Source organism: Ensifer sesbaniae (genome assembly GCF_013283665.1).
Lineage (GTDB): Bacteria > Pseudomonadota > Alphaproteobacteria > Rhizobiales > Rhizobiaceae > Ensifer > Ensifer sesbaniae.
This window is the reverse complement of the sequence record NZ_JABEKU010000001.1, coordinates 1,065,241-1,091,826: the sequence shown is the minus strand read 5'-3', so window position 1 is coordinate 1,091,826 and position 26,586 is coordinate 1,065,241. Positions and strand designations below refer to the sequence as shown.

The window sequence follows — 26,586 nt, the reverse complement described above, 5'->3', positions numbered from 1 at the left end:
AGCATCAGATCCAGCGGTCTTTTTCCGCCGTGCGTTCTCCGCCCTCGTGGCCGGTGTTGAGGGTGCCGCGCGGCTCGATCAGCAGCATCTTCACCTCACGCTCCGCATAGGGCTTGTGCTCCACGCCCTTCGGCACGACGTACATCTCTCCCGGCCCGAGCGTCACCGACCCGTCGCGGAAATCGATGCGCAGCGTGCCTTCGAGCACGATGAAGGCTTCATCGGTATCCTTGTGATCGTGCCAGATGAAGTCGCCCTCGATGCGCACGATCTTGAACTGGTAGTCATTGAGTTCGGCAATGACGCGCGGTTGCCACTGATCGCTGAAGAGCGAGAGCTTTTCGGCGAAATTGATCGGCTTGTGGGTCTTCGTCGCGTTGTCCATCGGCTGTCTCCATCGGTTTGATAGAGACAGGATATAGGTCGCCCGGCGGCAGCCGGCTTGAACGTTTGTGCGAAGGCAATGGCTACTGCATGTCTCCTTCAATCGACCTCGATCTAAGGACAAAGACATGCAGCAAATCAAAGTGCTACAGCGACCTTTGCGCGTCTGATAAGACGCGCGGCGCTGTAATGCCGCCGGCGGAACCGGCGGCCGACCGTCTCGTCTTAGCCTGAGATCTTGGAGAAATCCGCAACGGTGCCGGTTGCCGAGCGGATCAGACCGAGCAGCGCCAGGCGGTTCGCGCGGATCGCGGCATCGTCGTCATTGACCAGTACGTCGTTGAAGAACTGGTCGACCGGTTCGCGCAGCCTTGCCAGCGCTTCCATCGCCGAGCGGAAGTCTTCCTTGGCAATCGCGTCGCGCGCTTCGCCCGAACCAACTTCAACGGCCCGGTGCAACGCCTTTTCGGCATCGAGCCGGAAGAGGTCGGCATCGACGGCATCGGCGACGGTCGTTCCCTTCTTCTCTTCGGCCGCCAGGATCTGCGTCGCACGCTTGGTGCCGGCCAAGAGGTTCCGGCCTTCCTCGTCGGTGATGAATGCCGTCAGCGCTTCGACACGGCGGGCGATCATCAGAAGGTCGTCCGAATCCGGCGTCAGCACGGCGTCGATCAGGTCGTAACGGGCGCCGAGATCGCGCAGATAGACCTTGAGGCGGTCGTGGAAGAAGGAAAGCAGATCGGTGGAAACGTCGTCCGCGAGTGCCGGCTTTTGTGCCCGCAGAGCGACGAGTGCGGCCTCGAAGGCCGGCAGCAACGGCAGGCGCGCCTTGCCCTCCAGGATCAGACGGATGACGCCCAGTGCTGCGCGGCGAAGCGCATAGGGATCCTTGGAGCCGGTCGGCTTTTCGTCGATCGCCCAGAAACCGACGAGCGTGTCGAGCTTGTCGGCAAGCGCCACTGTCACCGCCACCGGATCGGTCGGTACCCGGTCGGACGGGCCCTGCGGCTTGTAGTGATCTTCGAGCGCATCGGCGACCGACCGCTCTTCGCCCTGCAGCAGCGCGTATTTGTGGCCCATGATGCCCTGAAGCTCGGGGAACTCACCGACCGCTTCCGTGCGCAGGTCCGCCTTGGCGAGCACCGCGGCGCGGTCGACGAGTTTTGGGTCGGCGCCGGTCACCTTGGCGAGTTCGCCGGCCAGCGCCCGGATACGGGCAACGCGTTCGCCCTGCGTGCCGAGCTTGGCGTGGAAGGTGACGTTCAGCGCATCGAGCTTGGCCATGCGCTGGTCGAGCGGCTTATCGAGATCGAGAGCGAACTTCTTGGCGGAGGCCTCGAGCGTCTCGAGATCCGGCAGGTTGCCCTGGTCGCGGTGCCAGAAATGGGCCGCGTCCGAAAGGCGGGCGCGGACGACCTTGCCGTTGCCGTGCACGATCTCCTTGCCGCCGTCCTTCGCCTCGATGTTCGAAACGAGGATGAATTTGTTGGAGAGCGTGTCTGCGCCCGGAACGCGGGTGACGAAGCACTTCTGGTTGGTCTTGATGGTCAGCCGGATGATTTCCGAGGGGATTTCGAGATAGGCGTCCTCGAAGGTCCCCATCAGCACCTGCGGCCATTCGACGAGACCCGAAACCTCTTCCAACAGACCTTCGTCCTCGACAAGCTCAAGACCGTTGGCGAAGGCGGTGTTGCGCGCGTCGGCGACGATCATCTCCTTGCGGCGCTCGCCATCGAGAACGACCTTCGCCTTTTCGAGCTTTTCGGCGTAGTCGGCGAAGCGGCGAACCGTGATCGCCTCCGGCGCATGGAAGCGGTGGCCATAGGTGACGTTCGACGCGACGATGCCGTCGACCTCGAACGGGATCACTTGCGTTTCCTCGGTCTCCGAACCGAAGGTGCAGACGATCGACTGCAGCGGGCGGACCCAGCGAAGCGCGCCGGGCTTTGCCGACGCCACGCCGGAGCGCATCGGCTTCGGCCAGGGGAAATTACGAATGATACCCGGCATCGCCTCGGCGATGATGTCTTCGGCCGGGCGACCCGGCTTGACGATGTGGGCGACGTAAAAATCGCCCTTCTTCGGATCGCTATGGACATGCGCTTCGCTGATCGAGGAGAGACCGGCGCCGCGCAGGAAGCCTTCGATCGCCTTCTCGTTGGCGTCGGTGCGCGGGCCCTTGCGCTCTTCGCGGATATCGGCGGAGCGGGCGTTGAGGCCACGGATGTCGAGCGTCAGCCGACGCGGCGTCCAGTATTCGCGCGCACCCTCATAGGTCAGGCCCGCCTCGACCAGGGCATCGGTCAGCAGCTTCTTGAGGTCGCCGGCCGCCTTGCGCTGCAGGCGGGCAGGAATTTCCTCGGAGCGGAGTTCGATAAGAAGATCGGGCATGGGAGTAACTTTTTCTGTTCCTGACGGTTGCGGCGGACTTAGCAATCTCTGGCAAGAATGTCACCAAGCCCGTCGATGAATTTGGCTGTCCATGCGCGGGTGCACAGGCGGTTTCACCAGCCGCCGCCGCCGCCACCACCTCCACCGCCGCCGGAAAAGCCGCCGCCGGACGAAAAGCCGGATGATGACGACTTGGGTGGAGGCGGCAAGGACGACGTCATCGTCTCCGCCATCGAGCCGGCAAAGCCGCCAATGCGGTCGCCGAAGGTGCTGGAGCCGAAACTGTCGCCCTGATACCAGCTCGGCTGATAGGCGGCAGCCGCGGCCGCCCCTGCCGCGGCCGCGAGCAACCAGCGATCGAAGGTCTCGGTCCAGGGCTTTTCGACGCCGAGCGCCACCGCATAGGGGAGCAGCGTTTCGAAATGTCGGGGCGACATTTCAGGCGCGCCCTGCATGTTCATCCGGTCCTTCTCCGCGAGCGTCATATACTGCCTGAGCCCGTCGATGCCATCCATCATCCGTGTGCCGAGCGGCGTCGGCGCGCCCATCAGGAAGAAGAACAGCACATTGACGAGAACAATGGCGCCGATAACGAACAGCAGGGGCAACTCGTCCGTCTCGGCCGCGGAATAGAAGACGGCGGCGAGGATCGCCGAGAAGATCGTGAAGGCCACGAAGCCGATGAAGGCGACGACCACGATCGACATGATCCGGCTCATCAGGCTCTTCTCGCGGCGCAGCGACTTGCCGAAGGAGACGGCGAGGATCGATACGAAGAAGGCGATAAAAACCGGAACGATCACCAGCGGCAGGCTGTCTTCGCTGAGGTCGCCGAAGAAGAACACGGCCGCGACGGCCAGCACCGACAGGATGACGCCGGCAACCACGTAGCCGGTGTTTTCCAGATAATATTTGCCGCGGTGCTCGCGCTCCATGGCACTGCGGAAATCGGCTCCGGTCGCCTGCACCCGCGTGCCATGGGCGCGATCGATGGTGAGCTTGCCGCCCGCGCCGTTGACCGCCTTCATCACGGCCGCTTCGCCGGTCGGCAGCTTTTCGTCGCCCTTCTCGCCGGTCGCGGCGATCACGATGGCGTTCTTCAGGTCCTCGAGGACCACATGACCCTTGACCGCAAGGTTGAGCGCGGCCGCCGACAGCGCCGTCCAGCCCTCGCCGGAGAAGCCCTTGTTGTCGATATAATTGACGAGCGCCGGCGAGATGCCGTCCGGCGGATCCCAGCGCGGCACCATGACGCCGCGATCCGGGTCGCGCCCGACCCTCAGCCAGGCCTGGCCGTAATACAGCAGCACGACGACGAGCCCGACACCGGCGATGACCAGCGCGAGGTGATCGCGCAGCCACCAGGCGTTCTCCTGGCTCGAGGAAGGCCTGTCGATGCTACCCTTCGGCATCTTGATCGCGATCGTCAGCCCTTCCCGCGGATCGAGGCGGCGGGTGCTGGCGAAGAAGATCTCGCTCCCATCCCGCCATGCGCGGGCGTCCTTGCCGGTCGCGCCGTAACCGCCGGTGAAGAAATCCAAGGCTTCGGCCCTGACGCCTGCCGGCAGTGTCACCGTCGCGCTTGCCTCGTCGATCGGAAAGTCCCACTCCGTGCCGGTCACGTTCCAGTAGAGTTCGTCATGATCGTCGAAGAAACGGATCTGCCGGCCGGTTTCGTAGGTGAACTGAAACGTGTGCTCGCCCGGCTCCAGAAACACCTCGGCCGAGCCGGTGTAGATGCGGATGCCGCCGCTGATCGATTCCGTGCGGTAGGGCTCCTCGTCGCCGTCGCGCTCGACCGACAGCAGCTTGAAGTCCACCTTGCTGCGCTTGCCCTTCGCATCGGTGAAGGTCAAAGGCAGGTCGCGGTAGATGCCGCGGCGGATCTTGTTGCCCTCGACGGTCGCCGTGATCGTCTCGGTGACGGTCATCGTGCCATCCTTGGCGACATCGATGACGGAACGATAGGCGGAGAAGACCTCCTCCGCCCGACCGATGCCCGCCGTTGCCAGCAAAAACACCAGAAAGGCAAAAGCGGCAGCAAGACGGGCCATGCGGATCAAGCTTTCTTCCGGTTGAAGTTCAAGTCACGCGGTCGATCTGATTGGTTAGAACGGGATGCGGGCGGAATCCGCATACACTTTTCCTCATCCCGCTCCGGCTCAGGGCCGGTCGCCGGTGAATTCGACGCCGAGGGATGCGAGCGCATCCCAATAGGCCGGATAGGTCTTCGCAACGCAGCCTGGATCCTGGATGGTGATGCCGTGGATCTTCAGGCCGGCAAGCGCGAAGCTCATGGCGATGCGGTGATCGGCGAAGGTGTCGATCGAGGCCGGCAAGGTCTGGCCGGCAAGCGCAGGGTCGGAAGAGACGATCAGGTCGTCGCCTTCCTCATGAGCCAGGCCCGGCCGGATTGCGGAGAGCCCCAACGAAAGCGCTCGCACCCGATCGCACTCCTTGACGCGCAGGTTTGCGAGTCCGACGAAGCGCACAGGCGTGTTGTTGAAGGCGGCGAGCACGGCGATCGTCGGGATCGCGTCCTGCATCTGCGAGCCATCGATGACGGCAGGCAGGTTCGGGAAGCTGGCGATCACCGCATGGGCGCGCGCATCCGGCTGCGAGAAGGCCGTCGCCGGCACGCCGAGATCGATGGCACCACCGGTCAGGACTTCCGCCGCCCAGAGATAGGTCGCAGCCGAGGCGTCCGGCTCGATGACATAGTCGGCCGCCCGGTATCCTGTCGGCGCAACCTGCCAGACGGACGGGCTCACCTGCTCGACTTCGGCACCGAAGGCCCGCATGGCGGCAACGGTCAGGTCGATATAGCCGCGCGCGCCGATCTCGTCGCCGGCAAGCTCGATGCTGACCGGCCCCCTGGCGCCAGGTGCTGCCATCAGCAAGGCCGAGACATATTGGCTGGAAAGGCCGGCATCGATGACGACGCGGCCGGCCGGGAACCCGCCCGTGCCCTTGACGATAACCGGCGGGCAGCCGGTTTCGGAGGCGATCTCGACGCCGAGGGTACCAAGCGCCTCGACCAGCGGCTTGATCGGCCGCTTGCGCATGTGCTGGTCGCCGTCAACGACGACGGTGCCGTCGACGAGCGCCGCGGCCGCCGTCAGGAAGCGGGTCGCCGTACCTGCATTGCCGAGGAACAGCGGTACGGCCGGCGGCTTGAGTTTGCCGGTGCTGGTCACAACGAAGGTGGTTTCATCCGGCTCGTCGACCTCGACACCCATCGCCCTCAGCGCATCCGCCATGTAGCGGGTGTCGTCGCTCTTCAAGGCACCTGTCAAGCGGCTCGTGCCTTTCGCAAGGCCTGCGAGCAGCAGCGCACGGTTGGTGATCGACTTCGAGCCCGGGGGGCGCACATGGCCGCGGAGCGGATGGTCGGTCGGCAGGATGGTCAGCTTCTTCATGGTATCGGTCGTCATCGAATGAGGTCTCTTGATGCGAATTGAGCCGCAGCGGGAGCCCGCGGCCGGAATGTTCATGGCGACCGGAGTCGCGGATGGAAGGGGTCAGAACTTGACCTGCGGCGCCGCGCGATCGGCCTCGTTGGTGATCTCGAAATAGCCGGCTTTCACGAAGCGGAAAGCGTTGGCGATGAGGTTCGACGGGAAGCTTTCGACCTTGACGTTGAGGTCGCGGGCAGCACCGTTGTAATAGCGGCGCGACATCTGGATCTCGCCTTCGATCGTCTCCAGCGAGCGCTGCAGTTCGGCGAAATTCTCATTGGCCTTCAGGTCCGGATAGGCTTCCGCGAGCGCGAACAGCTTGCCGAGCGCCTGGGACAACGCGCCTTCGGCCTCAGCCCGCCCCTCGATGTCGCCGGCTGGCACCGCCTGCGCCCGGTTGCGCATGGCGATCACCTCTTCGAGCGTCGACTTCTCGTGCGCCGCGTAACCTTTCACCGTTTCGATCAGGTTCGGAATGAGATCGGCACGACGCTTCAACTGCACATCGATGCCCGACCAGGCCTCCTCGGCGATCTGCCGCGCCTTGACGAGACCGTTATAGACGAAAACCAGATACAGGATCACGACGACGGCGATTGCCAGACCGATCATAGGGCACCCTCCAAAGAATTCGCGCAGAGATTAGCATTCGTATCTCAGCTTCATAGCGCTTTCTGCAGCATTCGGGCCGAGAAACCCACTCCTCCCCGATTGCCATCCGCAAGGTGAACGCACTGTTCACCGCAGCAACGCGCCCTCACGGCAAAACACCTCGGTTCCTGTTCCAACGGTAACGGCGACCAGGCGGGCGATCGGCGATAGTCGCCCTATCGAACAACCCGAAGCCGAAGTGAAGACCATGAAAACGCTCGCAACCTTCATCAACGTGATCGCCTTTACGGCGCTCTTCGTTGCCTATGCGAGCGTTGGTTCCGCCGAACGGCCGACCGGTGTTCGCCGCGCCCTGCAGACCTATTCCGGCCAAGTCTACACTGGCGCCTATCCGACGCTGAAGGCGTTCTGCAAGAACGATATCAACGCCACGCAGATCATCTGACCGCCGATGGATCAGCGATCTGTGCCGCGCGCAAACAGCGCCTCGGCCGGATTGATCAGCGTGTGATTGTCGGCGAGCGGCGCGCCCAGCCTCTCGGCCAAATGACGCGCGATCGTCAGCTTGCCGGTTTCGGGCCAGCCATTGATGTGAACGACGAGCCCGGGCGTTTGCGCGGTCAAGCGGCGTCCCGGTTGAAGTTCGCGCCGCCGGCGTCGGTCAAGAGGAAGGCTTCGCCGCAGGCCTTGGCCAGCGTGCGGACGCGCAGGATGTAGCTCTGGCGCTCCGTGACCGAAATGACGCCACGGGCATCGAGCAGGTTGAACACGTGGCTCGCCTTGATGCACTGGTCATAGGCGGGGAAGACACACTTGTGCAGTTGATTGTTGCTGTGATCGCCCGGCGCGCCGGCAGCCAGCAGCGCCTGGCATTCCGCTTCGGCATCGATGAAGTGCTGATGCAGCATCGCGGTGTTGGCGTACTCGAAATTGTAGCGCGAATATTCCTGCTCTGCCTGCAGGAAGACGTCGCCATAGCTGATCTTCTCTGCGCCCTCGCGGCCGTTGAAGTTCAGGTCGTAGACGTTGTCGACGCCCTGAACATACATGGCGAGACGCTCGAGACCGTAGGTCAATTCGCCGGAAACCGGCGAGCATTCGATGCCGCAGACCTGCTGGAAATAGGTGAACTGCGACACTTCCATGCCGTCGCACCAGCACTCCCAGCCAAGGCCCCAAGCACCGAGCGTCGGGCTTTCCCAGTCGTCCTCGACAAAGCGGATATCGTGCAGCAGCGGGTCGAGGCCGATGGCCTCCAGCGAGCCGAGATAGAGCTCCTGCAGGTTGGACGGGTTCGGCTTCAGAAGCACCTGATACTGGTAGTAGTGCTGCAGGCGGTTCGGGTTTTCGCCGTAGCGGCCATCGGTCGGGCGGCGCGACGGCTGCACATAGGCGGCGCGCCACGGACGGGGCCCGAGCGCACGCAAGGTCGTTGCCGGATGGAAGGTGCCGGCGCCCACTTCCATGTCGTAGGGCTGCAGCACGGCGCAACCCTTGTCGGCCCAGTAGTTGTGCAAAGTCAGGATCAGGGCCTGAAACGAGCGCTTCGGGTTCATATGATCGGGCAGAGTGGTCATGGATCGCGTCCGGATTTCTTCTAAAAATGAGCCGGACTGGTGCCACGCCTGATGACAGGGGTCAAGCAACTACAACGCCGGCCCGCCAATTAGACGCGCCGGAGCCTCTGCGCCCTGCGATCCCATCTATTCGTCGTCGCGTTTCAGCCTGTACTCACCGGTCTCGGGATCCTGGACCAGCGTGCCTTGCGCGCCGGTCCGCTCCTCGCGGCGGGTCTGTTCACGTTGGCGCGTCAATTTCCGCGCATCGGCCACGAACTTGCGATAGCCGAGCCAGAAAATGAAACCTGCAATCAAGAGCAGGATGAGTTGCGGCATTTTTCCTCCAAGGGCGACGCGCGCGGGCTAGAGCCCGAACCGCGCCCACAATGCCCTTTCCTCGATCGCTTCGGCAAGACCCGCTGCCGCCGACGCTGCCAGGGGCTCGACGATGGCGCCGGCAACGGCCGCGCCGGTCTGCCGGCGGCCGAAAAAGCTGCGCACCGGCTGGATGAGTTCGAGTCGCGCCTTTTCGCCGTAGCGCTTCTTCACCTCGCCGCGCAGGTCGCCGAGACCGTCGATGAGCCCCAGTTCCAGCCCACGTCGGCCGGTCCAGAAGAGCCCGGTAAAGATATCCGGATCATCAGCGAGCATCTGCCCGCGACGGGCCTTGACCATTTGGATGAAGGTATCATGGATATCGAGCTGCAGGTGCTTCAGAAACGCGATGTCGCGTTCCTTTTCCGGCTGGAACGGATCGAGCATTACCTTGTTTTCGCCAGCGGTATAGACACGTCGCTCGACACCGATCTTCTTCAGCAGTTCCGGAAAGCCGAAACCGCCCGAGACGACACCGATCGAGCCGACGATCGAGGTCGGATCGGCGATGATCTCGTCACCGGCGAGCGCGATCATGTATCCGCCCGAGGCGGCAACGTCCTCGACAAAGATCAGGACGCGCTTCTTCTTTTCCTCGGCGAGGTCCCGGATGCGCTGGTAGACAAGGCGCGACTGCACCGGGGAGCCGCCGGGCGAATTGACGGAGATCGCGACAGCCGGGGCGTCCTTCACCGCGAAAGCCTTTTCCAGGAGCGGCGCCGCCGTCGCCAGGTTGAGCACGGGCCGGAACTGCCCGCCGCCGGCCATGATCGCTCCGTGAAGCCGGACGACGGGGACCGTCACGCCTTCGCTGCGAAACCGCCTCGGCAACAACCGTCTCAGGAACGCCTTCATTTCAACTCCTGCCTGCTAGGTCCGATGATTTGGCTCGGATCGGCCCAAAATCATAACCGTGACCGCTTCTCATACGTTAGAGCGGAATGCGCGCGGAAACCGCACACATTTTCCTCATCGCACTCCGACGACCAAGTATTCTGGCCTGTCCATGCCATGTATGCACTGGCGCGGCAAACGCAATCCGCATACGGTAAATCAGCGGCGGCGATAGGCGGCTCGACCATTGTTGAGATCGTCGACATGATCGGCGAAGCGGTGCCCTTCTTCATGCATGACGAGAGGCGCGCGCAGTACCAGCCGCTTGCGGCTCTGCTTGATCGCCGTCACCAGGATCCGCACGGCGTTTTCGCCGACGCGCGGATGAAGCGCCGTGATCTCGATGCCGCCGAAACGGCGGCCGCAGGCGGCGATGATCTCCGCGATCGATTCCGGCCGGGCGATCAGCGACAACTGTCCGCCCGGCTTCATGATTGCCCCGGCGGTTTTCACCCAGACCTCGAAGAGCCCGTCGCTCATCGCATGCGCCTCCGCCTTGAGACTATCCGGCGTCTTGCGGTCGGAAGCATCATTGAACGGCGGGTTCATGATCACGTGATCGAAGCTGTCATCGGCGAGGCCCGCGGCGACACGCGCCCTGCCGGCAAGCGAGACATCGGCCTCCAGCACAGAGACCCGCGACGCAAAGCGGGCGTTTTCGGTGAGCTTCAGGCTGCGGCGGGCATAGTCCGCCATGATCGGCGAGCGCTCCACCAGGACCACCTCCGCGCCTTCGATCCGCGAGGCGACGGCCATGCCGGCAGCACCTGCACCGGCGCCGAGATCGGCGACGCGGCAGGGACGGTCCGCGGAAACGAGCGACGCCAGCAGCATCGCATCCATGCCGGACCGATGCCCCTGCCCCAGCGGCTGGACGACGTGGAACTTGCCGCGATGAAAGGCATCGACGGTTTCAGCCGCAGCAGACGTCATGATTCTTGCACCTGCAGCGTGACCGGTTTGCATGGCACCCTCACGGCCGCAACTCCGCCTCGAGCCCGGCGTCGATCAGGATCCGCCGCGCGGCTTGCGCGTCTTCATCCGCAACCAGGAAACGGCGGGGCAGCAGGCCGAGCGAGCCTTCCAGAATACTCATCCCCTGATCGGCAATGAGACATGCGATGCCGGCATCCTTCATCAGGCTCTCGGCAAAGGAGAGCACGACGGCATCGTTGGTACGGATCAATTCCTTCATCCGGCGGTTTTTCCTGTCCTATTTCAGCAAGCGGGACAATTCGCCTCTTGCCGCACGTGGCACCCCTTCCTATTGTCGAAAGCGACAATGAAAACAGGAGTCCCGGTGTGGGCGTAGTGATACCGCTGGAAGACAGCAAAAACAAACAGGCGTCCGTTAAGCCGCTCGTCGACCTGACTGCGCCGGACATGGAGCGCGTCAACCAGCTCATCCTGTCGAAGGCCGGCTCCGACGTTCAGATGATTCCCGAGGTCGCCAACCACCTGATTTCTTCCGGCGGCAAGCGGCTACGCCCGATGCTGACGCTCGCCTCCGCTTCGATGTTCGGCTACGAGGGCGACGCCCACGTCAAGCTCGCCACCAGCGTCGAGTTCATGCATACGGCGACGCTCCTGCACGACGACGTCGTCGATGAAAGCGATCTTCGCCGCGGCAGGTCCACCGCACGCACGATCTGGGGCAACCAGGCGAGCGTTCTCGTCGGCGACTTCCTGCTCGGCCAGGCGTTCCGCATGATGGTCGATGTCGGCTCGCTCGACGCGCTCGACGTGCTGTCGACCGCAGCCTCCGTCATCGCCGAAGGCGAAGTCCTCCAGCTTTCCGTTGCCAAGAACATGGAAACGACCGAGGACGACTATCTGCAGGTCATCCGCGCAAAAACCGCGGCACTCTTTGCCGCTGCCGCCGAAGTCGGGCCGATCGTCGCCCAGACCAGCAAATCCGATCGTAACGCGCTCAAGTCCTACGGCATGAACCTCGGCCTCGCTTTCCAACTCGTCGACGACGTGCTCGACTACGGCGGCTCGTCGAGCGACCTCGGCAAGAATGTCGGCGACGATTTCCGCGAAGGAAAGATCACGCTTCCGGTGATCCTGTCCTACCGTCGCGGAACGGCGGAAGACCGCGCCTTCTGGCGCGAGGCGATCGAAGGCGGCGACAGCAGCGATGCCAATCTCGACAAGGCGCTCGGCCTGATCAAGCGCTATGGCGGCTTGAGCGATACGATCGCGCGCGCCCAGCACTATGGCACGATCGCCCGCGATGCTTTGGCACCGCTGCCGGCCTCACTTTGGAAATCAGCTCTCACGGAAGTGATCGACTTCTGCATCGATCGGGTAAGCTGACGGGACCTCGGCCGTACCGGGACGAACGACAGGAATTTCTTGCCGCATTGCGCCAAAAAAGCCATTCTATTCCTCAAGAGTTGTGCTGGGCTATATGTGGCTGACTCCGACAACAACCCTTAGTGGTGCGCAAGGCCGAGCAATCGGCACGAAAGGTTTGACATGCGGCAAATGACGATCCTCCGCCTCCTCAGCGGCGCAGCACTGCTGGCTCTCGCCGCAGTCAGCGGCAGCCACCAGGCCTTCGCGGAAGACAAGGCTGCCGCCGTCGAGGAAAGCGAGCCCTTTGACATCAAATCGGTGAACACCTTCGCGGGCGCTTTCCTCGCTGCCCGTACGGCCGATACGGATCGCGATTTCGCATCCGCCACCGAGCTCTACAAGATCGCGCTGCAGTTCGAACCCAATAACAACGACGTCAAGCAGCGTCTGATGATCACCTTGCTGATGGCCGGCCAGTTCGACGAAGGCGCGAAGATTGCCGACCAGCTCAAGTCCGACCCGGCCGTCGAGCGCATCACCACCGTGATCCGCGCAATCGAAGCGATCCGCAAGCGCGAGTATCGCAATGCGCAGAAGCTCCTGAACTACCAAGGCCCCAACGACCTCGACCGGCTGATGAACGGCCTGCTTTCCGCCTGGGCGAAATTCGGCCAGGGCAAGCCGAAGGAAGCGCTGGCACAGATCAACGGGCTCGAAGGTCCCGACTGGTTCCGCGTGTTCAAGAACTATCACGCGGGGGCGATCGCGGTTGCCGCGGGCGACAAGCAGACAGCCCGGACCAGGCTCAACGATGCCATTCTGGACCGCGAAGGCGGGAGTGCGGCGCCTGACACGTTCATGCGGGCGGTCGAAGCGCTCGCTCGTTTCGAGGCGCGCGAAGGCAACAAGCAGAAGGCGCTCGACACCGTCGCCGTCGGCGAAAACATGGTCAACAACTATACGCCGCTGCAGGCGCTGAGGGCCGATATCGAGAACGGGGTTCCGCAGGAACAGCAGGTCAAGAACGCCAGCCAGGGTACTGCAGCGGTGCTCTTCTCCATTGGTGCTGCGCTCAATCGCGAGGGCGCCGAGGACATCGTTTCGCTCTACCTGCAGACCGCCCGCCGGCTCGACCCCGACAGTGCCGACATTCTGGTGATGCTCGGCGGTATTGCCGAGAACCTGAAGAAGCCGAACGAGGCGATCGAGCTCTACAAGGCGATACCGGAAACTTCCCCGATGCGGCGGGTTTCGGAGCTGCAGCTCGGGTTGAGCCTCGCCAGCATCGGCAAGGTCGACGAGGCGAAGAAGCACCTGAAAGCGCTGATCGACGTCGATCCGAAGAACATCCGCAACTATCTCGCCTATGGCAGCGTGCTCTCCGATGCCAAGGACTACAAGGAGATGGGCGAGCTTTACGACAAGGCCGTCGAACAGATCGGGCCGGTACCGAAGCGCAGCGACTGGACCGTATTCTTCCAACGCGGCATCGCCTACGAGCGCCAGAAACTCTGGGACAAGGCCGAGCCGAACTTCCGCAAGGCGCTGGAACTCAACCCGGACCAGCCGCAGGTGCTGAACTATCTCGGCTATTCCTGGGTCGACATGAACATCAACCTCGATGAAGGCCTCGAGATGATCCGCAAGGCGGTCGAACTGAAGCCCGACGACGGCTACATCGTCGATTCGCTTGGCTGGGCCTATTTCCGCATGAACCGCTTCGACGACGCGGTGGTGGAACTGGAGAAGGCGGCTGAACTGATGGCCGGCGACCCGACGATCAACGACCACCTTGGTGATGCCTACTGGCGTGTCGGCCGCAAGCTCGAAGCGGTGTTCCAATGGACGCAGACGCTGGAATTGAAGCCCGAGGAAGCGGAAATCCCGAAGATCAAGGCGAAGATCGAAAATGGCCTGCCGCCGCTGAAGGAAGGGGTTCCGGCCTCGGCCGACGCGAAGGAAACCGCGCCGAAGAAGGCGATCCCGGAAGCGCCGGCGCCGGACAAGAAGTCCTGATCGATCCATGACCGAGGACGGCATTGCGGGCTTCACGCTGACGCGCGCGGCGCCCGCAAAGATCAATCTGGCGCTTCACGTCGTCGGCCAGCGGGCCGACGGCCACCATCTTCTCGAAAGTCTCGTGACCTTTGCCGATCGCGGCGACCGGATCGGGTTTGCATTGGCAGACGCCGATCTCTTCACCGTGTCGGGGCCCTTCGCGGCCGAACTGCCGATGGATGCCAGCGCTGAGGGCGGAAATCTGGTTCTAAAAGCGCGAGACCTCCTGCGTGAAGAGCTGCGGTCCCGCAACCCCGCCGCTGCCGGCCCTGTCCATCTGCATCTCGAAAAGAACCTTCCCCTCGCTTCCGGCATCGGCGGCGGCTCCGCCGACGCGGCGGCAACGCTTCTTGGGCTGCTCGAGTTTTGGGGCGCGACGATCGAACCCTCCCGCCTCGATGCGATGGCATTGACGCTCGGCGCCGACGTACCGATGTGCCTGGCCGGCAAACCTCTCGTGGCGAAGGGCATCGGCGAGGACATCACGCCGCTTGCCGACCTTCCCTCCCTGCCGCTCGTGCTGGTCAATCCGCTCGTCGCCGTCTCGACGCCTGTCGTCTTCCGGACGCTCGGGAACAAGACCAATCCGCCGCTCGTGCTGCCGCTGCACATGAAGACGATGGACGACTGGCTGTCGGCCATGGCAACGATGCGCAACGACCTGCAGCCGCCGGCGCAGCAATTGCAGCCCGTGATCAGCGACGTCTGCCAGGCGCTCACGGAAGCCGGAGCGATCCTGGTGCGGATGTCAGGCTCGGGCGCCACCTGCTTTGGCATTTTCGACGACGGTGAACGCGCGGCTGCGACAGCGCGCACTCTTTCGGCGGCGCAGCCCGGCTGGTACGTTCTCGCCTGCAACACGACAGGGAGAGACAGGTAGAATGGCCGGCATCGACGAAAAACGTCCCTTCATTCCCGTCGGAATCGCCATCCTTACGGTGTCCGACACACGCACGCTCGCCGATGACAAATCAGGCGACACGCTGGAGTCGCGCGTGCGCGACGCAGGCCACCGCCTGGAAGCACGCGCGATCGTGCCAGACGATCAGGCGAGGATCTACGAGCAAGTGAAGGCCTGGACGCTCGAGCCAGCGATCGACGTGGTGATCACGACGGGCGGCACGGGATTTACCGGCCGCGACGTGACGCCGGAGGCGCTGGAGCCACTTTTCGAAAAACGCATGGACGGCTTCTCCGAGATCTTCCATCGGATCTCCTACGAGAAGATCGGCACCTCGACCATCCAGTCGCGCGCGACCGGCGGCGTCGCCAACGCCACCTTCATCTTCGTTCTGCCGGGATCGCCGGGCGCCTGCCGCGACGCGTGGGACGGCATCTTGAAGCAACAGCTCGACTACCGGCACATGCCCTGCAACTTCGTCGAGATCATGCCGCGGCTTGACGAACACCTGAAACGCGGCTGAGCCGGAGCCGCTGCGGCCCCTCGCTCTTCGACCCTGTTACCTTTGTAACAGACAGCCATTTTTCCCGTCATTAGCGTCCGATGTCAGCCCAGCGAGATCGGCCGCCGCACCTTTCTTCGGGCTGCAAAGACACCTCCCCGCCGCTATTCCCGGGCGGGGAGAACAAGGGGATACGACGTGCAGCCAGAATGCTGCCCGGCAAGAAATTTATCAGACACGGTCATTTGAGAGCCACCTTGAGGTGCCGTCCCGCGGGGACTGGCACCTTTCTCATGCGGCAATCAGCGAGCTCCCGGCGCCCGCCTGCTTTCGACGGCAACCCAGGCCGGAACGAGTTCCGTCGAGAGTTTGCGAACGGTCCGGACATTCGTCATGTCACCAAGGCATAGGTTGCCCTCAGCCGCCGTCAGCGCATCGTGTTTGCTCATCAGGAAACCCGCCTCCAGCGGTTTCCTCCGCCGGACCAGGCGCCTGAGGAACGGCTTGCGGTGCATTCTGGAACCGGAGAAGCGCGCAGGTGTCCTGTTGAGCGCGACATACTCGGCAAGTTCGTCGACCCACCGACCGATCGGACGGGCCCCGGGTTCCAGCAGCATCAGCCATTCGCCGCGTGCCGAACGCACGATTTCGCGGAGATTCCAGTCGACGCAAAAGCGGCAGCCGGCCGCTTCCGCCACACGCGATGAGCCGTCCTTGGAGCCGTGATCGAGGATGATCACATCACTGACCAGGCCCTCCACGGCGCCGGCGACGAGCACCGACAGCGTCTGAACCAGCTCGGCTTCGTTGTCTCGCGTTTCCATGATGATCGTCAGCATAGCTCGTCCTACCGCATCACCGCTACAATTGCTACATGCCCGGCCGGCGTTGGTCGCGAACCGGGAAGCGCGAATCCTCGGCCAAACCGCCGCTGTTTTTTGTTCTTGAATTGTTCTCGTATTCGCGATAGGAAAATAATCAGAACAAAACGGGATCAAAGATCTGATTCCGGGGAGATTCCAATGAACGAGCTGTCTCAGATCAGGCAGGGTGCGCTTGCGCCCGCCAATACGGCGGATGTCGCCGAAGCGATGATGAGCGCAACGGGCTTGCGGATCGACATCGACCGCCGCCGCGGACGCGGCGCCGGGCTCAACATATCCGGCCGCTTCGAGCCGCAGGCGCGGGAAAGCTTCGACGATGGCTGGGAAAGCCTGGAGGATCTGCCGCCCTTCAAGACCGAAGTCCAGGTCGAGAAGCCGCGGACGGTGATCACCCGGAACGAATCCCCCGATATCTCCTTCGATCGTTCGATCAATCCCTATCGCGGCTGCGAGCACGGCTGCATCTATTGCTTCGCCCGGCCGACGCACGCCTTCATGGGCCTGTCGGCCGGCCTGGATTTCGAGGCGAAGCTCTTTGCCAAGCCGGATGCGGCGCGGCTGCTGGAGCGCGAATTGGCGCGGTCGGACTACAAGGTCAGGCCAATCGCCATCGGCACCAACACGGACCCCTATCAGCCGATCGAAAAGGAATGGCGCATCATGCGCCAGATCCTCGAAGTGCTGAGGGATGCCAACCACCCGGTCATGATCGTCACCAAGTCGGCGATGGTCACCCGCGACATCGACATTCTCGCGCCGATGGCCGAGAAGGGGCTGGTGCGGGTCGGCATTTCGGTCACGACGCTCGACCGGAAGCTGGCGCGAACGATGGAGCCGCGCGCCGCGACGCCAGCCAAGCGGCTGGAGGCGATTCGCGCCATGGCCGAGGCCGGCATTCCCGCCGGCGTTCTCGTCTCCCCGATCATCCCGGCACTCAACGACCATGAGATCGAAAGGATTCTCGAAGCGGCGAGGACGGCCGGGGCGACGGAGGCGAGCTATGTGCTCCTGCGGCTGCCGCTGGAGGTAAGCCCGCTGTTTCGCGACTGGTTGCTGCGCAACTATCCGGATCGCTACCGCCACGTCATGTCGCTCGTCCGCTCCATGCGTGGCGGCAAGGACTATGACGCCGAATTCGGCAAGCGCATGAAAGGCGCCGGTCCCTATGCCTGGCAGATCGGCCGCCGCTTCGATCTCGCCACCAAGCGCCTCGGCTTCAACCCGACGCGCCGGCAGCTTCGCGACGATCTGTTCGTGCCGCCGCTCGGAACGGGGGTGCAGCTCTCGCTTCTTTGAAAGTTTTCCGGAATGGCCACGCGACGGCTGTTCCGGATTTGTGACCGACGATTCGCGCCGAGGATGCTCGGGAAACGGGCGAGATTTCGATACCGCGTCCGCCTCCAGCAAGGAGGGGCGAACGTTGGAAGGTCACAAAGCAGTTCCGGTGCCCTGCCCCCGCCTGGGGCATCGGTTATCCCCCCGTCCGCCGCCGCACTCGGACCTGGGGGCTTGAAGAGAATCGGTCGATCATGCGAATTAGACTCATGTCTCGCAGGTCGTCCGATTCTCCCCTTTTTCCCGACGTTATCGAAGCGCCCGATTTCAGTTTTGAACTCTCGGCAAAGGGCGACGGTTTCTGGCCGGTCGCCGGCGCCGATGAGGCCGGCCGCGGTCCGCTCGCAGGGCCTGTCGTGGCAGCCGCAGTCATCCTGAATCCGGACGCCATTCCCGAGGGCCTCGATGACAGCAAGAAGCTCAGCGCGCAGGCGCGCGAGAAACTGTTCGACGAAATCCTCGCGACGTCGCACGTATCGATCGCCTCAGCCTCCGCCGGCACGATCGATGCCACGGATATCCGCAAGGCAAGCCTGGAGGCGATGCGGCGCGCCGTGGCGGGCCTTCCCTCCCCCGCGCGCTTCGTGCTCGTCGACGGCTGCGACGTGCCGCCTGGGCTTCCTTGCCACGCCAAGGCTGTCGTGAAGGGCGACGCGCGATCGCTGTCGATCGCCGCCGCTTCGATCGTCGCCAAGGTCACACGCGATCGCATGATGGCCCGCGCTGATCTCGCCCACCCAGGCTATGGCTTCGCGCTCCATGCCGGCTATGCGACCGTGACCCACCGTCGCGCCATCGAGACCCATGGCCCCTGCGCCCTGCACCGTATGAGCTTCCGTCCGCTGCGGCAGGACTGAAAGCCGCGGAGCGCTTCCCGGGAGTGCCGGCGCCGGCCCGCCAGCTTGCAAGAAGGTCGAAGCGCCAGCACGTGCCCTGTGAGCCCAGACAAAGGTGCACTTCAAACAGATGTTTTTTCCGGGGCTCGCTGGTGCCGCGCCGGATGGCTCGCTGCGAACAGGAGGCCTGTGCGCCATATGGCCCCACTGGCCAGAGCCTGCAGCCGATCCCCGGCGCATGGCGCAAACAGAAAGCCCCGCACGGGTGAACTGACCCCCGAAAGTTGGACATCAACCTTCGGGGGTTTTGCATGTCCAAGCACAGCATGGCTTTCAAGCAGTCGGTCGTGGAGTTTTGTCTGCGCGGTGATCGCGGCTACAGGAGCGTTGCGGCGCAGTTCGGCATCGATCATGCGACGGTGCGCAAATGGGTTGCGGCTCATGCGGCGCATGGTTTGGCGGGATTGGAGAAGAAATTCAGCCCCTATGACGCCGCGCTCAAGCTGTCAATTCTGCAACGGATGTGGGAGGATGGGCTGTCCCGCCGGCAGGCAGCGGCGATCTTCGGCATCCGCAATGCCAGCTGCCTTTCGGATTGGGAAAGGCGATATGAACGCGGCGGTATCGAAGCCTTGGCCCCGCGCCGGAGAGGAAGGCCGCCATCCATGCCAAAGCCACCCGTCAAAGCCAGTGGAACGGATGCTTCGCAGAGCGATGAAACCAAGAGCCCGTGAGGAGCTGTTGGCGGAGCTGAACTATCTGCGCATGGAGAACGCCTACCTAAAAAAACTGGAGGCCTTAACGCGGGAACAGGCGCCGAAAAAGCGCAAGTCGTCCAAGCGTTAAGGCCATTCTATCCGCTCGACGGGTTGCTCAAGCTTTCCGGCCTGGCGCGCAGCACCTTTTACTATCAGCAGCGGGCGCTCGCCCGGCCAGACCGGAAGACCGCGCTCAAGGAGCGGATCCGATCGATCTTCGCGGCACACAAGGGCCGCTATGGCTATCGCCGGGTGACCGCGGCGTTGCGCGGATTGGGCGAGACGGTCAACCACAAGAGGGTTCAGCGGCTGATGGTCGAGCTCGGCCTGAAGTCCTTGGTCCGGCCGAAGAAATACCGCTCCTATAAGGGCCAGGCCGGACACGTGGCGCCCGATCGCATCCAACGGCAGTTCACCGCCGAGCGCATGAACCAGAAATGGGTGACCGATGTGACGGAGTTCAACGTGGCGGGCGAGAAGCTTTATCTGTCGCCGGTCATGGACCTCCACAACGGCGAAATCATCGCCTATGAAACCGCCAGACGACCTGTGTTCAAACTGGTCGAGCGCATGCTCAGCAAGGCTCTGCGCCGCTTGCAGGCCGATGAACGGCCGATCCTGCATTCCGACCAGGGATGGCATTACCAGATGCCGACCTGGCAGCGCATGCTTCGGGCGCGCAACATCGATCAGAGCATGTCACGCAAAGGCAACTGTCTCGACAACGCGGCCATGGAAAGCTTCTTCGCCACTCTCAAATCCGAATTCTTCCATCCCACGCGCTTCGAAAGCATCGACAGCCTGCAAGACGGCATCGCAGACTACATCCACTACTACAATCATCACCGCATCAGACTGAAACTCAAAGGGCTGAGCCCTGTACAATACAGGACCCAGCCCTTAAATCATCCCAGCCTATGAACCGTCCAACTTTATGGGGTCAGTTCAGGGGCGGGGCTCTCTTCAATCGGGAATGGGCCGAGGCTTAGTTCAGGCGTGCCTTGACTTCGCCGAGCGCCTTCTTGAACAGGTCGTTCTGTGCACCGGCGTCGGCCTTGGCGGCAACGACCTTCTCGGCAGCGGCGATTGCCAGATCGACGGCAGCGGAGCGGACGGCGTTGATCGCGTCGCTTTCGGCCTGCTTGATCTTCTGCTCCGAGAGAGCCGTGCGGCGGGCAACGTATTCCTCGGTCTTCTGCTTGGCTTCCGCCGTCAGCATTTCGGCCTCGCGCTGAGCGGCAGCGACGATACCGGCGGCTTCCGCCTCGGCATCCTTGCGCTTGCGCTGGTACTCGGCGACAAGGCTCTGTGCTTCTTCGCGCAGACGCTTCGCCTCGGTCAGCTCGTTGCCGATCTTTTCGGCGCGGGCGTCGAGCGCCTTGCCGACCATGCCCGGAACCTTGAGATAGGCGATCAGGGCGAAGAACAGGATCAGGCCAACGAAGGCATAGAAAGTTGCATCAAGATGCATAGCTCAGTGCTCCTCAGTTGCCAGCCGATGCCTTGACGGCAGCGGTGATCTCGGCCTTGGTGACGGTTCCACCGATCAGCTGCTTGACGACAGCGGTCGCGGTTTCCTCAGCGATGGCGCCGACGTCTGCCAGGGCCTTTGCCTTGATGTCGGCGATGCGGTCTTCCGCAGCCGAGATCTTCTTGGCGAGATCGGCTTCGACGGCCGTGCGGTCTGCCGTTGCCTTGGCCTTTGCGGATTCGCGGGCGTCGTCAGCGATCTTGTGACCCTTGGACTTGGCCGCCGCCAGGTCCTGCTCGTAGGAGGCGATGGCCGCGTCGGCTTCGCCCTTGAGGCGGGACGCTTCATCGAGATCCTGAGCGATCCGATCGTGACGGGTTTCGAGAATTCCGCCGATGCGCGGAATGATGACCTTCGACATCAGGAGATAGAAGAGGCCGAACGTGATCGCGAGCCAGAGCAGCTGCGATGCGAAATGAGTCGAATCGAAGGGCGGGAACACGCCGGAGCCAGCCTCGCCTTCGTGGGCCACACCCGTTTCGGTGTGCACCTCACCGGCCGCAGCGGCATCGTGTGCTTCGGCGCCTTCAGTGGTGGTTGACTGCTGGGCATAGGCCGCGGTCACAAACATGCTCACCTCCAGGTGCACTCAAGAATATGCGCGGCCGCGGCCTTTTGACGGGCCGCGGCCGAAACTCCAGCCGGTATTAGACGGCGAAGAGGAGGAGCAGGGCTACGAGCAGCGAGAAGATGCCCAGAGCTTCCGTAACGGCGAAGCCGAATACGAGGCGGCCGAACTGGCCGTCAGCAGCCGACGGGTTACGCAGCGCGCCGGACAGGTAGCTGCCGAAGATGTTGCCGAGGCCGAGAGCCGTGCCGGCCATGCCGAGGCAAGCGAGACCTGCGCCGATGAACTTTGCTGCTTCCGCTTCCATGTTTGAACTCCTTCGAATGGTGTTGCGGCTTAGGATTGCGCTTCCGGCGGAGGGCCGGCCGGAAGCAAGCGACTGTTATTCCTTAGTGGCTTCCGGGATGGACAGCGTCGTTGAGGTACATGCAGGTCAGTACCGCGAAGACATAGGCCTGGAGGAAGCAGACGAGGAATTCAAGACCGGTAATGGCGACGGTCATGATGAGCGGCAGGATGGCACCACCGATGCCGAGAGCGCCGAGTGCGCTCAGCGAGGTGACGAAGCCTGCGAAGACCTTCAGCGTGATGTGGCCGGCCAGCATGTTGGCGAAGAGACGGACCGAGAGGCTGATGGGGCGGGAAAGGAACGAGATGATTTCGATCGCGACGACGAGCGGCAAGAGCACGCCGGGAACGCCATGCGGCACGAAGAGCTTCAGGAAGCCGAGACCGTGCTTGTAGAAGCCATAGAGAATAACGGTGCCGATCACGAAGACGGCGAGCGCGAAGGTAACGATGATCTGGCTGGTGACCGTGAAGAAGTAGGGCATCATGCCGAGCAGGTTCGCCGTCAGGATGAACATGAACAGCGAGAACACCATCGGGAAGAACTTCATGCCGCCGCTGCCGGCGCCTTCGCGCAACATCGAGGCGATGAATTCATAGGACATTTCGGAGACTGACTGCATGCGGGTCGGGATCAGACCGCGCTGCGACGTCGTCAGATAAAGGAAGCCTGCGGCAGCACCCACGGTCGCAACCATGAACAGCGACGCATTGGTGAAGGAAAAGTCAATTCCGCCAATCTCGATCGGGACAATCTTGTTGACCAGGAACTGGTGGGTCGGATCGTTTGACACCGCGCTTCTCTTTCGTTCTGCCCGCCCGAGAGCGGAAACCGTTTTCTTCGGGACAACGCCTCAGTGGGCGTCTCCGTCCTTCTTGTCATTCCCAGAGCCATCTCTTCCGGCTTCCGGTGTCGCCACCATACCGGCCGAGCGCAGCACATTCAGCACGCCGGCGCAGAAGCCAAGAAGCAGGAAGACGATCATGCCCCACGGCCCTGTACCCGCAAAGTGGTCCAAAAGATAGCCCAGAAACGCCCCGACAACGATACCGGCGATGAATTCGCTCGAGAGCTTCATCGCCGCCGCATAGCCCTTGCGGCTGTCGGCAGCACGGGCCTCTGCTGCATCAGGCGCATGAGGCTTCTTTGCCTCAATCTTCTCGCCGAGCTGCTTCAGCCGCGCTTCCAGACTTTCTTCAGGTTTCTCCGCCACGTGGCCGCTCCCTTGCCGTCCTAATCGGGTCTCAGACCGCGATTTCGGTCATACAATAGGCCATCATTCAAGCCACGTTTCGGCCCCATTTGAAGTCGCGCGCAACATAGTTTTAGGCACCCGCATAGTCAAGGCATGCGGGCTGCTTGGGCGTGGACAATATTATTACGATAATTCAAATGGTTAGAGGCAAAAAGCTTGATCCGCGACAAGGTTGCCGCAGGATTCCTGCGCTCTGCCGGCCGGATTCTCCGCTCTATGGCCAGACAGAAAAAGACGGCGGAATCGAGTCCGGCGCCGGTCAGCTCCAGCCGCCACCATAGGTCCGGTAGAAGACGTGCATGCCGATCTTGCCGACCCGCTTCATCGTCTTTGCCCACGGCGGATTGACGTAGGTCGCATGGTAATGGGTGGCCGACCCCACTTCCGGCAGCCAGATCTTGCCGGCCGTGACAGCCATCGCGACTTCCTTGGCCATCTTCCAGTGCGAGCGGGAATAGATCAGGTCGCGGATCATGTCGCAGGCGAAGGAAAACTGGCAGCGATTGCGCCAGGCCTTGTTCTGATAGACGACGCCGCAGATGGTCTTCGGGTAGGTCGGATTGCGGACACGGTTGAGAATCACCTGCGCGACGGCTGCCTGACCCTTGAGCGACTCGCTGCGCGCTTCGAAATAGATGCCTTCGGCAAGGCAGGTCTGCTCTTCCTTGCTGAAGACCGTCGGCGGCAGCACGGTTGCTGCCCAGGCATGATCGTCGGGTGAGATTTCGGGAATGAAGCGACCCGCGTTCTTGTCTTCGCGCAGGATCGAGTCGAAGGGCGATTCACGCGCATAGTCCGGCTCGGGCCGGACGTAGGCAGTCGCAAGAATGTCGGGCTTGTCGTTGGTCACGAGCTTGGCCAGCATGGGCGAAACGCCGGGATCCGCCTTTGGTGGCTTCTTCCTATAGAAGGCCGTGGCGATCTCGATCTCCTTGCCCTTGATGCGTGACTTGGCGAAGACCATCTTCTCGCCCTCCTCGAAGCGCGGCTCCGTCAGGGAACTCGTGCGCTGCAGGATGGAGCCGGCGGTGAAATCCTTCGGCGGCGTCACCGGCGTGACCGCGACGATGCGTCCCTTCTTGTCGCGACGATTGATGCGTTCCTCGTCGGGCGTGCCGGAGTGTTTGGTCTCGGAAGTGAGTGCGACGCGGCTGCCATCGGGCATGTCGATGCCGGCGCCGCCATCGAGCGCGCCCGTCGTGATCGGATCGGCGAAGACCATCTCGACTTCGTGGATCGAACCCGCCGGCGACGGCGTCATGTACATGCGCCAGCGTTCGCCGCCGCGATTGATGCCGGACAGGAAGGTCGCGAGGTCCGCATAGGCGGCGACGGAGGGGAAGCCGAGATAGAGCGTGAGGCCGATGATTGCAGGCGCCATCCACGTGGACACGTTCAGGCGAGACTTTTGACGCAGGTTCCGACTCTTACGCACCAACCGACTCCACGCAACGCTTGACTGACGGCACGGCTCCGCCCGCGCCGGCGAGAAGCCAGCGTCGGAGATTCCGCGCGGGAAGCTAAGACAATGAGGCGGCCGGGCACCCCGCCGGAGCCGCTTCGTTCGAGCCTTGAAAATGAAGCATTAACCTTGATGTTTGGTTAATGCCGCTACGCCGAAGGACATGTGCTCAGAAAGCGAGTGGAGCCGCCCCGGGCGGGAACGGCTCCGCTTTATCGCTCTGCGCAGGCAAAGCCCCCCTGCCTGGTTCACCCGGGAGGGGCAAAAGGATCAGATGATGACGTGCGAGCCGAGTTCGACGACGCGGTTGGTCGGCAGGCGGAAATAATCGGACGGGTCGATTGCCGCGTTGGCAAGCGCGATGAACAACCGGTCCTGCCAATGCGGCATGCCGGATTCGGCATCGGGCACGAGCTTGCGGCGACCGAGATAGAAGGAGGTCGACATGATGTCGAACTTCAGACCCGATTTGCGGAAAAGACCAAGCGCCTGCGAGACGTTCTGCGTTTCCATGAAGCCGAAGCGCATCTCGAGCAGCGTGAAGCGGTCCGAAAGCGGCTGCATGCTCACCCGCTCGGATTTCGGAACTTTCGGCGTGTTGGCGGTTCGGATCGTCAGAATGAAGTTCTGATTGTGCAGCACGTGATTGTGCTTGATGTTGTGGAGCAGCGCGGCCGGGGTCGATTCCGGATCGCTCGTCAAGAACACGGCCGTTCCGGGGACGGCCACCGGCGCATGCTCGCTCTTGCGCTCGATCGACTTGATGAAGCTCGCCAATGGAATGTCGATATGGCGCGTCTTGGCGTGCAGGATTTCGGTTCCGCGCCGCCAAGTCCACATGATGATGATGAAGGTGGCGGCGATCATGATCGGCACGTAGCCGCCGTCGTGGACCTTTAGCATGTTGGCGCCGAGGAAGATGAACTCCAGCGCAAACAGCGGCAGCAGCACGGCAGCCGCCCAGACCGCCGACCAGTTCCAGCGCGTGCGCAGGAACTCGAAGGAAAGCACCGTCGTCACCACCATCGCACCGGTGACCGAAATGCCGTAGGCGGTGGCGAGCGATTCCGACGAACCGAAGACGAAGACGAGCGCCATGACGCCGAACATCAGCAGCGTGTTGACGTTCGGAAGATAGATCTGGCCTGTATGCGTCTCCGACGTGTGGAAGATCGCCATGCGCGGCAGGAAACCCAGGTGGATCGCCTGGCGGGTCAGCGAAAAGGCGCCGGTTATCACCGCCTGGCTGGCGATAATGGTGGCCGCGGTCGCAAGGATCACCGCCGGCAGCAGCGCCCATTTCGGGAACATCAGGAAGAACGGGTCGGACATGCCTTCGGGGTTCTTGAGTACGAAGGCACCCTGGCCAAGGTAGTTGAGGGTCAGCGCCGGGAAGACGATGACGAACCACGCCCACTGGATCGGGCGGCGACCGAAATGCCCGAGGTCGGCGTAGAGCGCCTCGGCACCCGTCACCGTCAGGAAAACGGCGCCCAGAACGATGATGCCGACATAGCCCTCGGTGAGCATGAAGCTCACGGCATAGTAGGGATTGAACGCCTTGAAGATCGACATGTCATCGGCGATGTGGAGCAGTCCGACAGCACCCATGGCCAGGAACCAGACGAGGGTGATCGGCCCGAAGAAGTTGGAGACCGCCGCAGTCCCCTTGGACTGCACGGCGAAGAGCAGCAGCAGGATGACCACCGCAATCGGAACCACGTATTCCGATAGCGCCGGCGTCACCAGCTTCAGACCTTCGACGGCCGAAAGAACCGACAGGGCCGGCGTGATCATCGCATCGCCGATGAAGAGCGCTGCGCCGGCAATTCCCATGAAGAAGAGGATCGACGCGTGGCCGCTGGCGGACTTCATCAGAAGGGCGAGCAGCGACAGCGTGCCGCCCTCGCCCTGGTTGTCGGCGCGCAGCAGGAACAGCACGTATTTGATCGTGACGATGATCGTCAGCGTCCAGATCATCAGCGAGATCAGGCCGATGATCTCCACGTCGGTCACGCCGTCGTGGGAAACCGGGCGCAGCGCTTCGCGAAAGGCATAGAGCGGGCTGGTGCCGATATCGCCATAGACGACACCGATCGAGCCAAGCCCGAGGATCAGCAAGCGACGCAGATCCTTCGGCTCGTGGGAGGGGGCATGCGGTTGGGTCATGCAA

Annotated in this window: 26 protein-coding genes and 1 pseudogene; 8 read left to right on the top strand and 19 right to left on the bottom strand. The window is 62.9% G+C overall.

Features of this window, described 5'->3' with window-relative positions; all coding sequences use genetic code 11:
* Nucleotides 1-4: 4 nt before the first annotated feature.
* The 5 genes from BHMPCIPO_RS05225 to BHMPCIPO_RS05205 form a co-directional block, all read right to left on the bottom strand.
* Nucleotides 5-385 carry a cupin domain-containing protein gene (locus tag BHMPCIPO_RS05225; protein ID WP_173515781.1) on the bottom strand — a complete coding sequence of 127 codons (381 nt, stop codon included), beginning with the start codon at nt 383-385 and terminating at the stop codon, nt 5-7.
* Between the two features lie 224 nt (nt 386-609).
* Nucleotides 610-2,775: a glycine--tRNA ligase subunit beta gene (glyS, locus tag BHMPCIPO_RS05220; protein ID WP_173515780.1), complete on the bottom strand. Its 2,166-nt coding sequence runs from the start codon at nt 2,773-2,775 to the stop codon at nt 610-612.
* A 113-nt stretch (nt 2,776-2,888) separates the two neighbouring features.
* Complete coding sequence (locus BHMPCIPO_RS05215) at nt 2,889-4,829, bottom strand: DUF2207 domain-containing protein (RefSeq protein WP_173518088.1); 1,941 nt, start codon at nt 4,827-4,829, stop codon at nt 2,889-2,891.
* A gap of 108 nt (nt 4,830-4,937) precedes the next feature.
* On the bottom strand, nt 4,938-6,209 hold the full coding sequence (gene aroA / locus BHMPCIPO_RS05210) for a 3-phosphoshikimate 1-carboxyvinyltransferase (protein WP_376741621.1): 1,272 nt from the start codon (nt 6,207-6,209) through the stop codon (nt 4,938-4,940).
* An 87-nt stretch (nt 6,210-6,296) separates the two neighbouring features.
* Nucleotides 6,297-6,845, bottom strand: a complete 549-nt coding sequence (locus BHMPCIPO_RS05205; RefSeq protein ID WP_173515779.1) for a LemA family protein — start codon at nt 6,843-6,845, stop codon at nt 6,297-6,299.
* 247 nt (nt 6,846-7,092) lie between these two features.
* On the opposite strand from BHMPCIPO_RS05205, the gene BHMPCIPO_RS05200 reads away from it, so the two are divergent.
* Nucleotides 7,093-7,290 (top strand): hypothetical protein, encoded by a 198-nt coding sequence (locus tag BHMPCIPO_RS05200; RefSeq protein WP_173515778.1) that lies wholly within the window; start codon nt 7,093-7,095, stop codon nt 7,288-7,290.
* A gap of 11 nt (nt 7,291-7,301) precedes the next feature.
* Here the strand turns inward: BHMPCIPO_RS05200 and BHMPCIPO_RS05195 are convergent, their stop codons facing one another.
* The 6 genes from BHMPCIPO_RS05195 to BHMPCIPO_RS05170 all read right to left on the bottom strand — a co-directional run bounded on the left by BHMPCIPO_RS05195 (nt 7,302) and on the right by BHMPCIPO_RS05170 (nt 10,868).
* Nucleotides 7,302-7,469 carry a hypothetical protein gene (locus BHMPCIPO_RS05195; protein WP_246304266.1) on the bottom strand — a complete coding sequence of 56 codons (168 nt, stop codon included), beginning with the start codon at nt 7,467-7,469 and terminating at the stop codon, nt 7,302-7,304.
* Nucleotides 7,466-8,422, bottom strand: a complete 957-nt coding sequence (locus BHMPCIPO_RS05190; RefSeq protein WP_058320416.1) for a glycine--tRNA ligase subunit alpha — start codon at nt 8,420-8,422, stop codon at nt 7,466-7,468. The genes BHMPCIPO_RS05195 and BHMPCIPO_RS05190 overlap by 4 nt, the downstream gene beginning before the upstream one ends.
* 126 nt (nt 8,423-8,548) lie before the next feature.
* Entirely contained in the window at nt 8,549-8,740 is a 192-nt protein-coding gene (locus tag BHMPCIPO_RS05185) for a hypothetical protein (protein ID WP_173515777.1), read from the bottom strand.
* Nucleotides 8,741-8,767: 27 nt separating this feature from the next.
* Nucleotides 8,768-9,634, bottom strand: a complete 867-nt coding sequence (locus tag BHMPCIPO_RS05180) for a S49 family peptidase (protein ID WP_173515776.1) — start codon at nt 9,632-9,634, stop codon at nt 8,768-8,770.
* Between the two features lie 198 nt (nt 9,635-9,832).
* Nucleotides 9,833-10,606 carry a tRNA1(Val) (adenine(37)-N6)-methyltransferase gene (locus BHMPCIPO_RS05175; protein ID WP_173515775.1) on the bottom strand — a complete coding sequence of 258 codons (774 nt, stop codon included), beginning with the start codon at nt 10,604-10,606 and terminating at the stop codon, nt 9,833-9,835.
* 40 nt (nt 10,607-10,646) lie between these two features.
* Complete coding sequence (locus BHMPCIPO_RS05170; RefSeq protein ID WP_173515774.1) at nt 10,647-10,868, bottom strand: putative signal transducing protein; 222 nt, start codon at nt 10,866-10,868, stop codon at nt 10,647-10,649.
* Between the two features lie 107 nt (nt 10,869-10,975).
* Between BHMPCIPO_RS05170 and BHMPCIPO_RS05165 the strand changes: the two genes are divergently transcribed.
* The 4 genes from BHMPCIPO_RS05165 to moaB all read left to right on the top strand — a co-directional run bounded on the left by BHMPCIPO_RS05165 (nt 10,976) and on the right by moaB (nt 15,456).
* Nucleotides 10,976-11,992: a polyprenyl synthetase family protein gene (locus BHMPCIPO_RS05165; protein ID WP_173515773.1), complete on the top strand. Its 1,017-nt coding sequence runs from the start codon at nt 10,976-10,978 to the stop codon at nt 11,990-11,992.
* A gap of 162 nt (nt 11,993-12,154) precedes the next feature.
* The gene (locus BHMPCIPO_RS05160; RefSeq protein ID WP_173515772.1) at nt 12,155-13,990 is read left to right on the top strand and encodes a tetratricopeptide repeat protein; all 1,836 of its coding nucleotides are present in this window, start codon (nt 12,155-12,157) and stop codon (nt 13,988-13,990) included.
* A gap of 7 nt (nt 13,991-13,997) precedes the next feature.
* A complete protein-coding gene (locus tag BHMPCIPO_RS05155) occupies nt 13,998-14,912 on the top strand; it encodes a 4-(cytidine 5'-diphospho)-2-C-methyl-D-erythritol kinase (RefSeq protein ID WP_173515771.1) in 915 nt (304 codons plus the stop codon).
* Nucleotide 14,913: 1 nt separating this feature from the next.
* Complete coding sequence (gene moaB, locus BHMPCIPO_RS05150; RefSeq protein WP_173515770.1) at nt 14,914-15,456, top strand: molybdenum cofactor biosynthesis protein B; 543 nt, start codon at nt 14,914-14,916, stop codon at nt 15,454-15,456.
* A 281-nt stretch (nt 15,457-15,737) separates the two neighbouring features.
* Here the strand turns inward: moaB and BHMPCIPO_RS05145 are convergent, their stop codons facing one another.
* Nucleotides 15,738-16,274 (bottom strand): glycosyltransferase family protein, encoded by a 537-nt coding sequence (locus BHMPCIPO_RS05145; protein WP_173515769.1) that lies wholly within the window; start codon nt 16,272-16,274, stop codon nt 15,738-15,740.
* Between the two features lie 183 nt (nt 16,275-16,457).
* Between BHMPCIPO_RS05145 and BHMPCIPO_RS05140 the strand changes: the two genes are divergently transcribed.
* The 3 genes and pseudogenes from BHMPCIPO_RS05140 (at nt 16,458) to BHMPCIPO_RS05130 (ending at nt 20,169) form a co-directional block, all read left to right on the top strand.
* Entirely contained in the window at nt 16,458-17,615 is a 1,158-nt protein-coding gene (locus BHMPCIPO_RS05140) for a PA0069 family radical SAM protein (protein WP_173515768.1), read from the top strand.
* 248 nt (nt 17,616-17,863) lie between these two features.
* Complete coding sequence (gene rnhB, locus BHMPCIPO_RS05135) at nt 17,864-18,511, top strand: ribonuclease HII (RefSeq protein WP_173515767.1); 648 nt, start codon at nt 17,864-17,866, stop codon at nt 18,509-18,511.
* A gap of 290 nt (nt 18,512-18,801) precedes the next feature.
* Nucleotides 18,802-20,169 (top strand): annotated as a pseudogene (locus BHMPCIPO_RS05130) (IS3 family transposase).
* Between the two features lie 64 nt (nt 20,170-20,233).
* Here BHMPCIPO_RS05130 and BHMPCIPO_RS05125 read toward each other — a convergent pair.
* The 7 genes from BHMPCIPO_RS05125 to BHMPCIPO_RS05095 form a co-directional block, all read right to left on the bottom strand.
* Entirely contained in the window at nt 20,234-20,719 is a 486-nt protein-coding gene (locus BHMPCIPO_RS05125; RefSeq protein ID WP_173515766.1) for a F0F1 ATP synthase subunit B, read from the bottom strand.
* A 13-nt stretch (nt 20,720-20,732) separates the two neighbouring features.
* Nucleotides 20,733-21,350: a F0F1 ATP synthase subunit B gene (locus BHMPCIPO_RS05120; RefSeq protein WP_173515765.1), complete on the bottom strand. Its 618-nt coding sequence runs from the start codon at nt 21,348-21,350 to the stop codon at nt 20,733-20,735.
* A 76-nt stretch (nt 21,351-21,426) separates the two neighbouring features.
* Nucleotides 21,427-21,654, bottom strand: coding sequence for a F0F1 ATP synthase subunit C (locus BHMPCIPO_RS05115; protein WP_012707029.1), 228 nt, complete (start codon nt 21,652-21,654; stop codon nt 21,427-21,429).
* A gap of 82 nt (nt 21,655-21,736) precedes the next feature.
* Complete coding sequence (locus BHMPCIPO_RS05110) at nt 21,737-22,489, bottom strand: F0F1 ATP synthase subunit A (RefSeq protein WP_173515764.1); 753 nt, start codon at nt 22,487-22,489, stop codon at nt 21,737-21,739.
* A 60-nt stretch (nt 22,490-22,549) separates the two neighbouring features.
* The gene (locus tag BHMPCIPO_RS05105) at nt 22,550-22,909 is read right to left on the bottom strand and encodes an AtpZ/AtpI family protein (protein ID WP_173515763.1); all 360 of its coding nucleotides are present in this window, start codon (nt 22,907-22,909) and stop codon (nt 22,550-22,552) included.
* A 301-nt stretch (nt 22,910-23,210) separates the two neighbouring features.
* Entirely contained in the window at nt 23,211-24,332 is a 1,122-nt protein-coding gene (locus BHMPCIPO_RS05100) for a cell wall hydrolase (protein ID WP_173515762.1), read from the bottom strand.
* Nucleotides 24,333-24,683: 351 nt separating this feature from the next.
* Entirely contained in the window at nt 24,684-26,582 is a 1,899-nt protein-coding gene (locus BHMPCIPO_RS05095) for a potassium transporter Kup (protein ID WP_173515761.1), read from the bottom strand.
* Between the last annotated feature and the right edge of the window lie 4 nt (nt 26,583-26,586).

What these genes read in the sequence shown, in the direction of transcription:
- BHMPCIPO_RS05140 (WP_173515768.1), top strand. Translation starts at nt 16,458, where the DNA reads ATGAACGAGCTGTCTCAGATCAGGCAGGGTGCGCTTGCGCCCGCCAAT.
- BHMPCIPO_RS05095 (WP_173515761.1), bottom strand. Translation starts at nt 26,582, where the DNA reads ATGACCCAACCGCATGCCCCCTCCCACGAGCCGAAGGATCTGCGTCGC.
- BHMPCIPO_RS05160 (WP_173515772.1), top strand. Translation starts at nt 12,155, where the DNA reads ATGCGGCAAATGACGATCCTCCGCCTCCTCAGCGGCGCAGCACTGCTG.
- rnhB (WP_173515767.1), top strand. Translation starts at nt 17,864, where the DNA reads ATGTCTCGCAGGTCGTCCGATTCTCCCCTTTTTCCCGACGTTATCGAA.
- BHMPCIPO_RS05175 (WP_173515775.1), bottom strand. Translation starts at nt 10,606, where the DNA reads ATGACGTCTGCTGCGGCTGAAACCGTCGATGCCTTTCATCGCGGCAAG.
- BHMPCIPO_RS05225 (WP_173515781.1), bottom strand. Translation starts at nt 385, where the DNA reads ATGGACAACGCGACGAAGACCCACAAGCCGATCAATTTCGCCGAAAAG.
- BHMPCIPO_RS05145 (WP_173515769.1), bottom strand. Translation starts at nt 16,274, where the DNA reads ATGCTGACGATCATCATGGAAACGCGAGACAACGAAGCCGAGCTGGTT.
- BHMPCIPO_RS05200 (WP_173515778.1), top strand. Translation starts at nt 7,093, where the DNA reads ATGAAAACGCTCGCAACCTTCATCAACGTGATCGCCTTTACGGCGCTC.
- glyS (WP_173515780.1), bottom strand. Translation starts at nt 2,775, where the DNA reads ATGCCCGATCTTCTTATCGAACTCCGCTCCGAGGAAATTCCTGCCCGC.
- BHMPCIPO_RS05205 (WP_173515779.1), bottom strand. Translation starts at nt 6,845, where the DNA reads ATGATCGGTCTGGCAATCGCCGTCGTCGTGATCCTGTATCTGGTTTTC.
- BHMPCIPO_RS05185 (WP_173515777.1), bottom strand. Translation starts at nt 8,740, where the DNA reads ATGCCGCAACTCATCCTGCTCTTGATTGCAGGTTTCATTTTCTGGCTC.
- BHMPCIPO_RS05155 (WP_173515771.1), top strand. Translation starts at nt 13,998, where the DNA reads ATGACCGAGGACGGCATTGCGGGCTTCACGCTGACGCGCGCGGCGCCC.
- BHMPCIPO_RS05125 (WP_173515766.1), bottom strand. Translation starts at nt 20,719, where the DNA reads ATGCATCTTGATGCAACTTTCTATGCCTTCGTTGGCCTGATCCTGTTC.
- BHMPCIPO_RS05180 (WP_173515776.1), bottom strand. Translation starts at nt 9,634, where the DNA reads ATGAAGGCGTTCCTGAGACGGTTGTTGCCGAGGCGGTTTCGCAGCGAA.
- BHMPCIPO_RS05170 (WP_173515774.1), bottom strand. Translation starts at nt 10,868, where the DNA reads ATGAAGGAATTGATCCGTACCAACGATGCCGTCGTGCTCTCCTTTGCC.
- BHMPCIPO_RS05190 (WP_058320416.1), bottom strand. Translation starts at nt 8,422, where the DNA reads ATGACCACTCTGCCCGATCATATGAACCCGAAGCGCTCGTTTCAGGCC.
- moaB (WP_173515770.1), top strand. Translation starts at nt 14,914, where the DNA reads ATGGCCGGCATCGACGAAAAACGTCCCTTCATTCCCGTCGGAATCGCC.
- BHMPCIPO_RS05120 (WP_173515765.1), bottom strand. Translation starts at nt 21,350, where the DNA reads ATGTTTGTGACCGCGGCCTATGCCCAGCAGTCAACCACCACTGAAGGC.
- BHMPCIPO_RS05115 (WP_012707029.1), bottom strand. Translation starts at nt 21,654, where the DNA reads ATGGAAGCGGAAGCAGCAAAGTTCATCGGCGCAGGTCTCGCTTGCCTC.
- BHMPCIPO_RS05100 (WP_173515762.1), bottom strand. Translation starts at nt 24,332, where the DNA reads ATGGCGCCTGCAATCATCGGCCTCACGCTCTATCTCGGCTTCCCCTCC.
- aroA (WP_376741621.1), bottom strand. Translation starts at nt 6,209, where the DNA reads ATGACGACCGATACCATGAAGAAGCTGACCATCCTGCCGACCGACCAT.
- BHMPCIPO_RS05215 (WP_173518088.1), bottom strand. Translation starts at nt 4,829, where the DNA reads ATGGCCCGTCTTGCTGCCGCTTTTGCCTTTCTGGTGTTTTTGCTGGCA.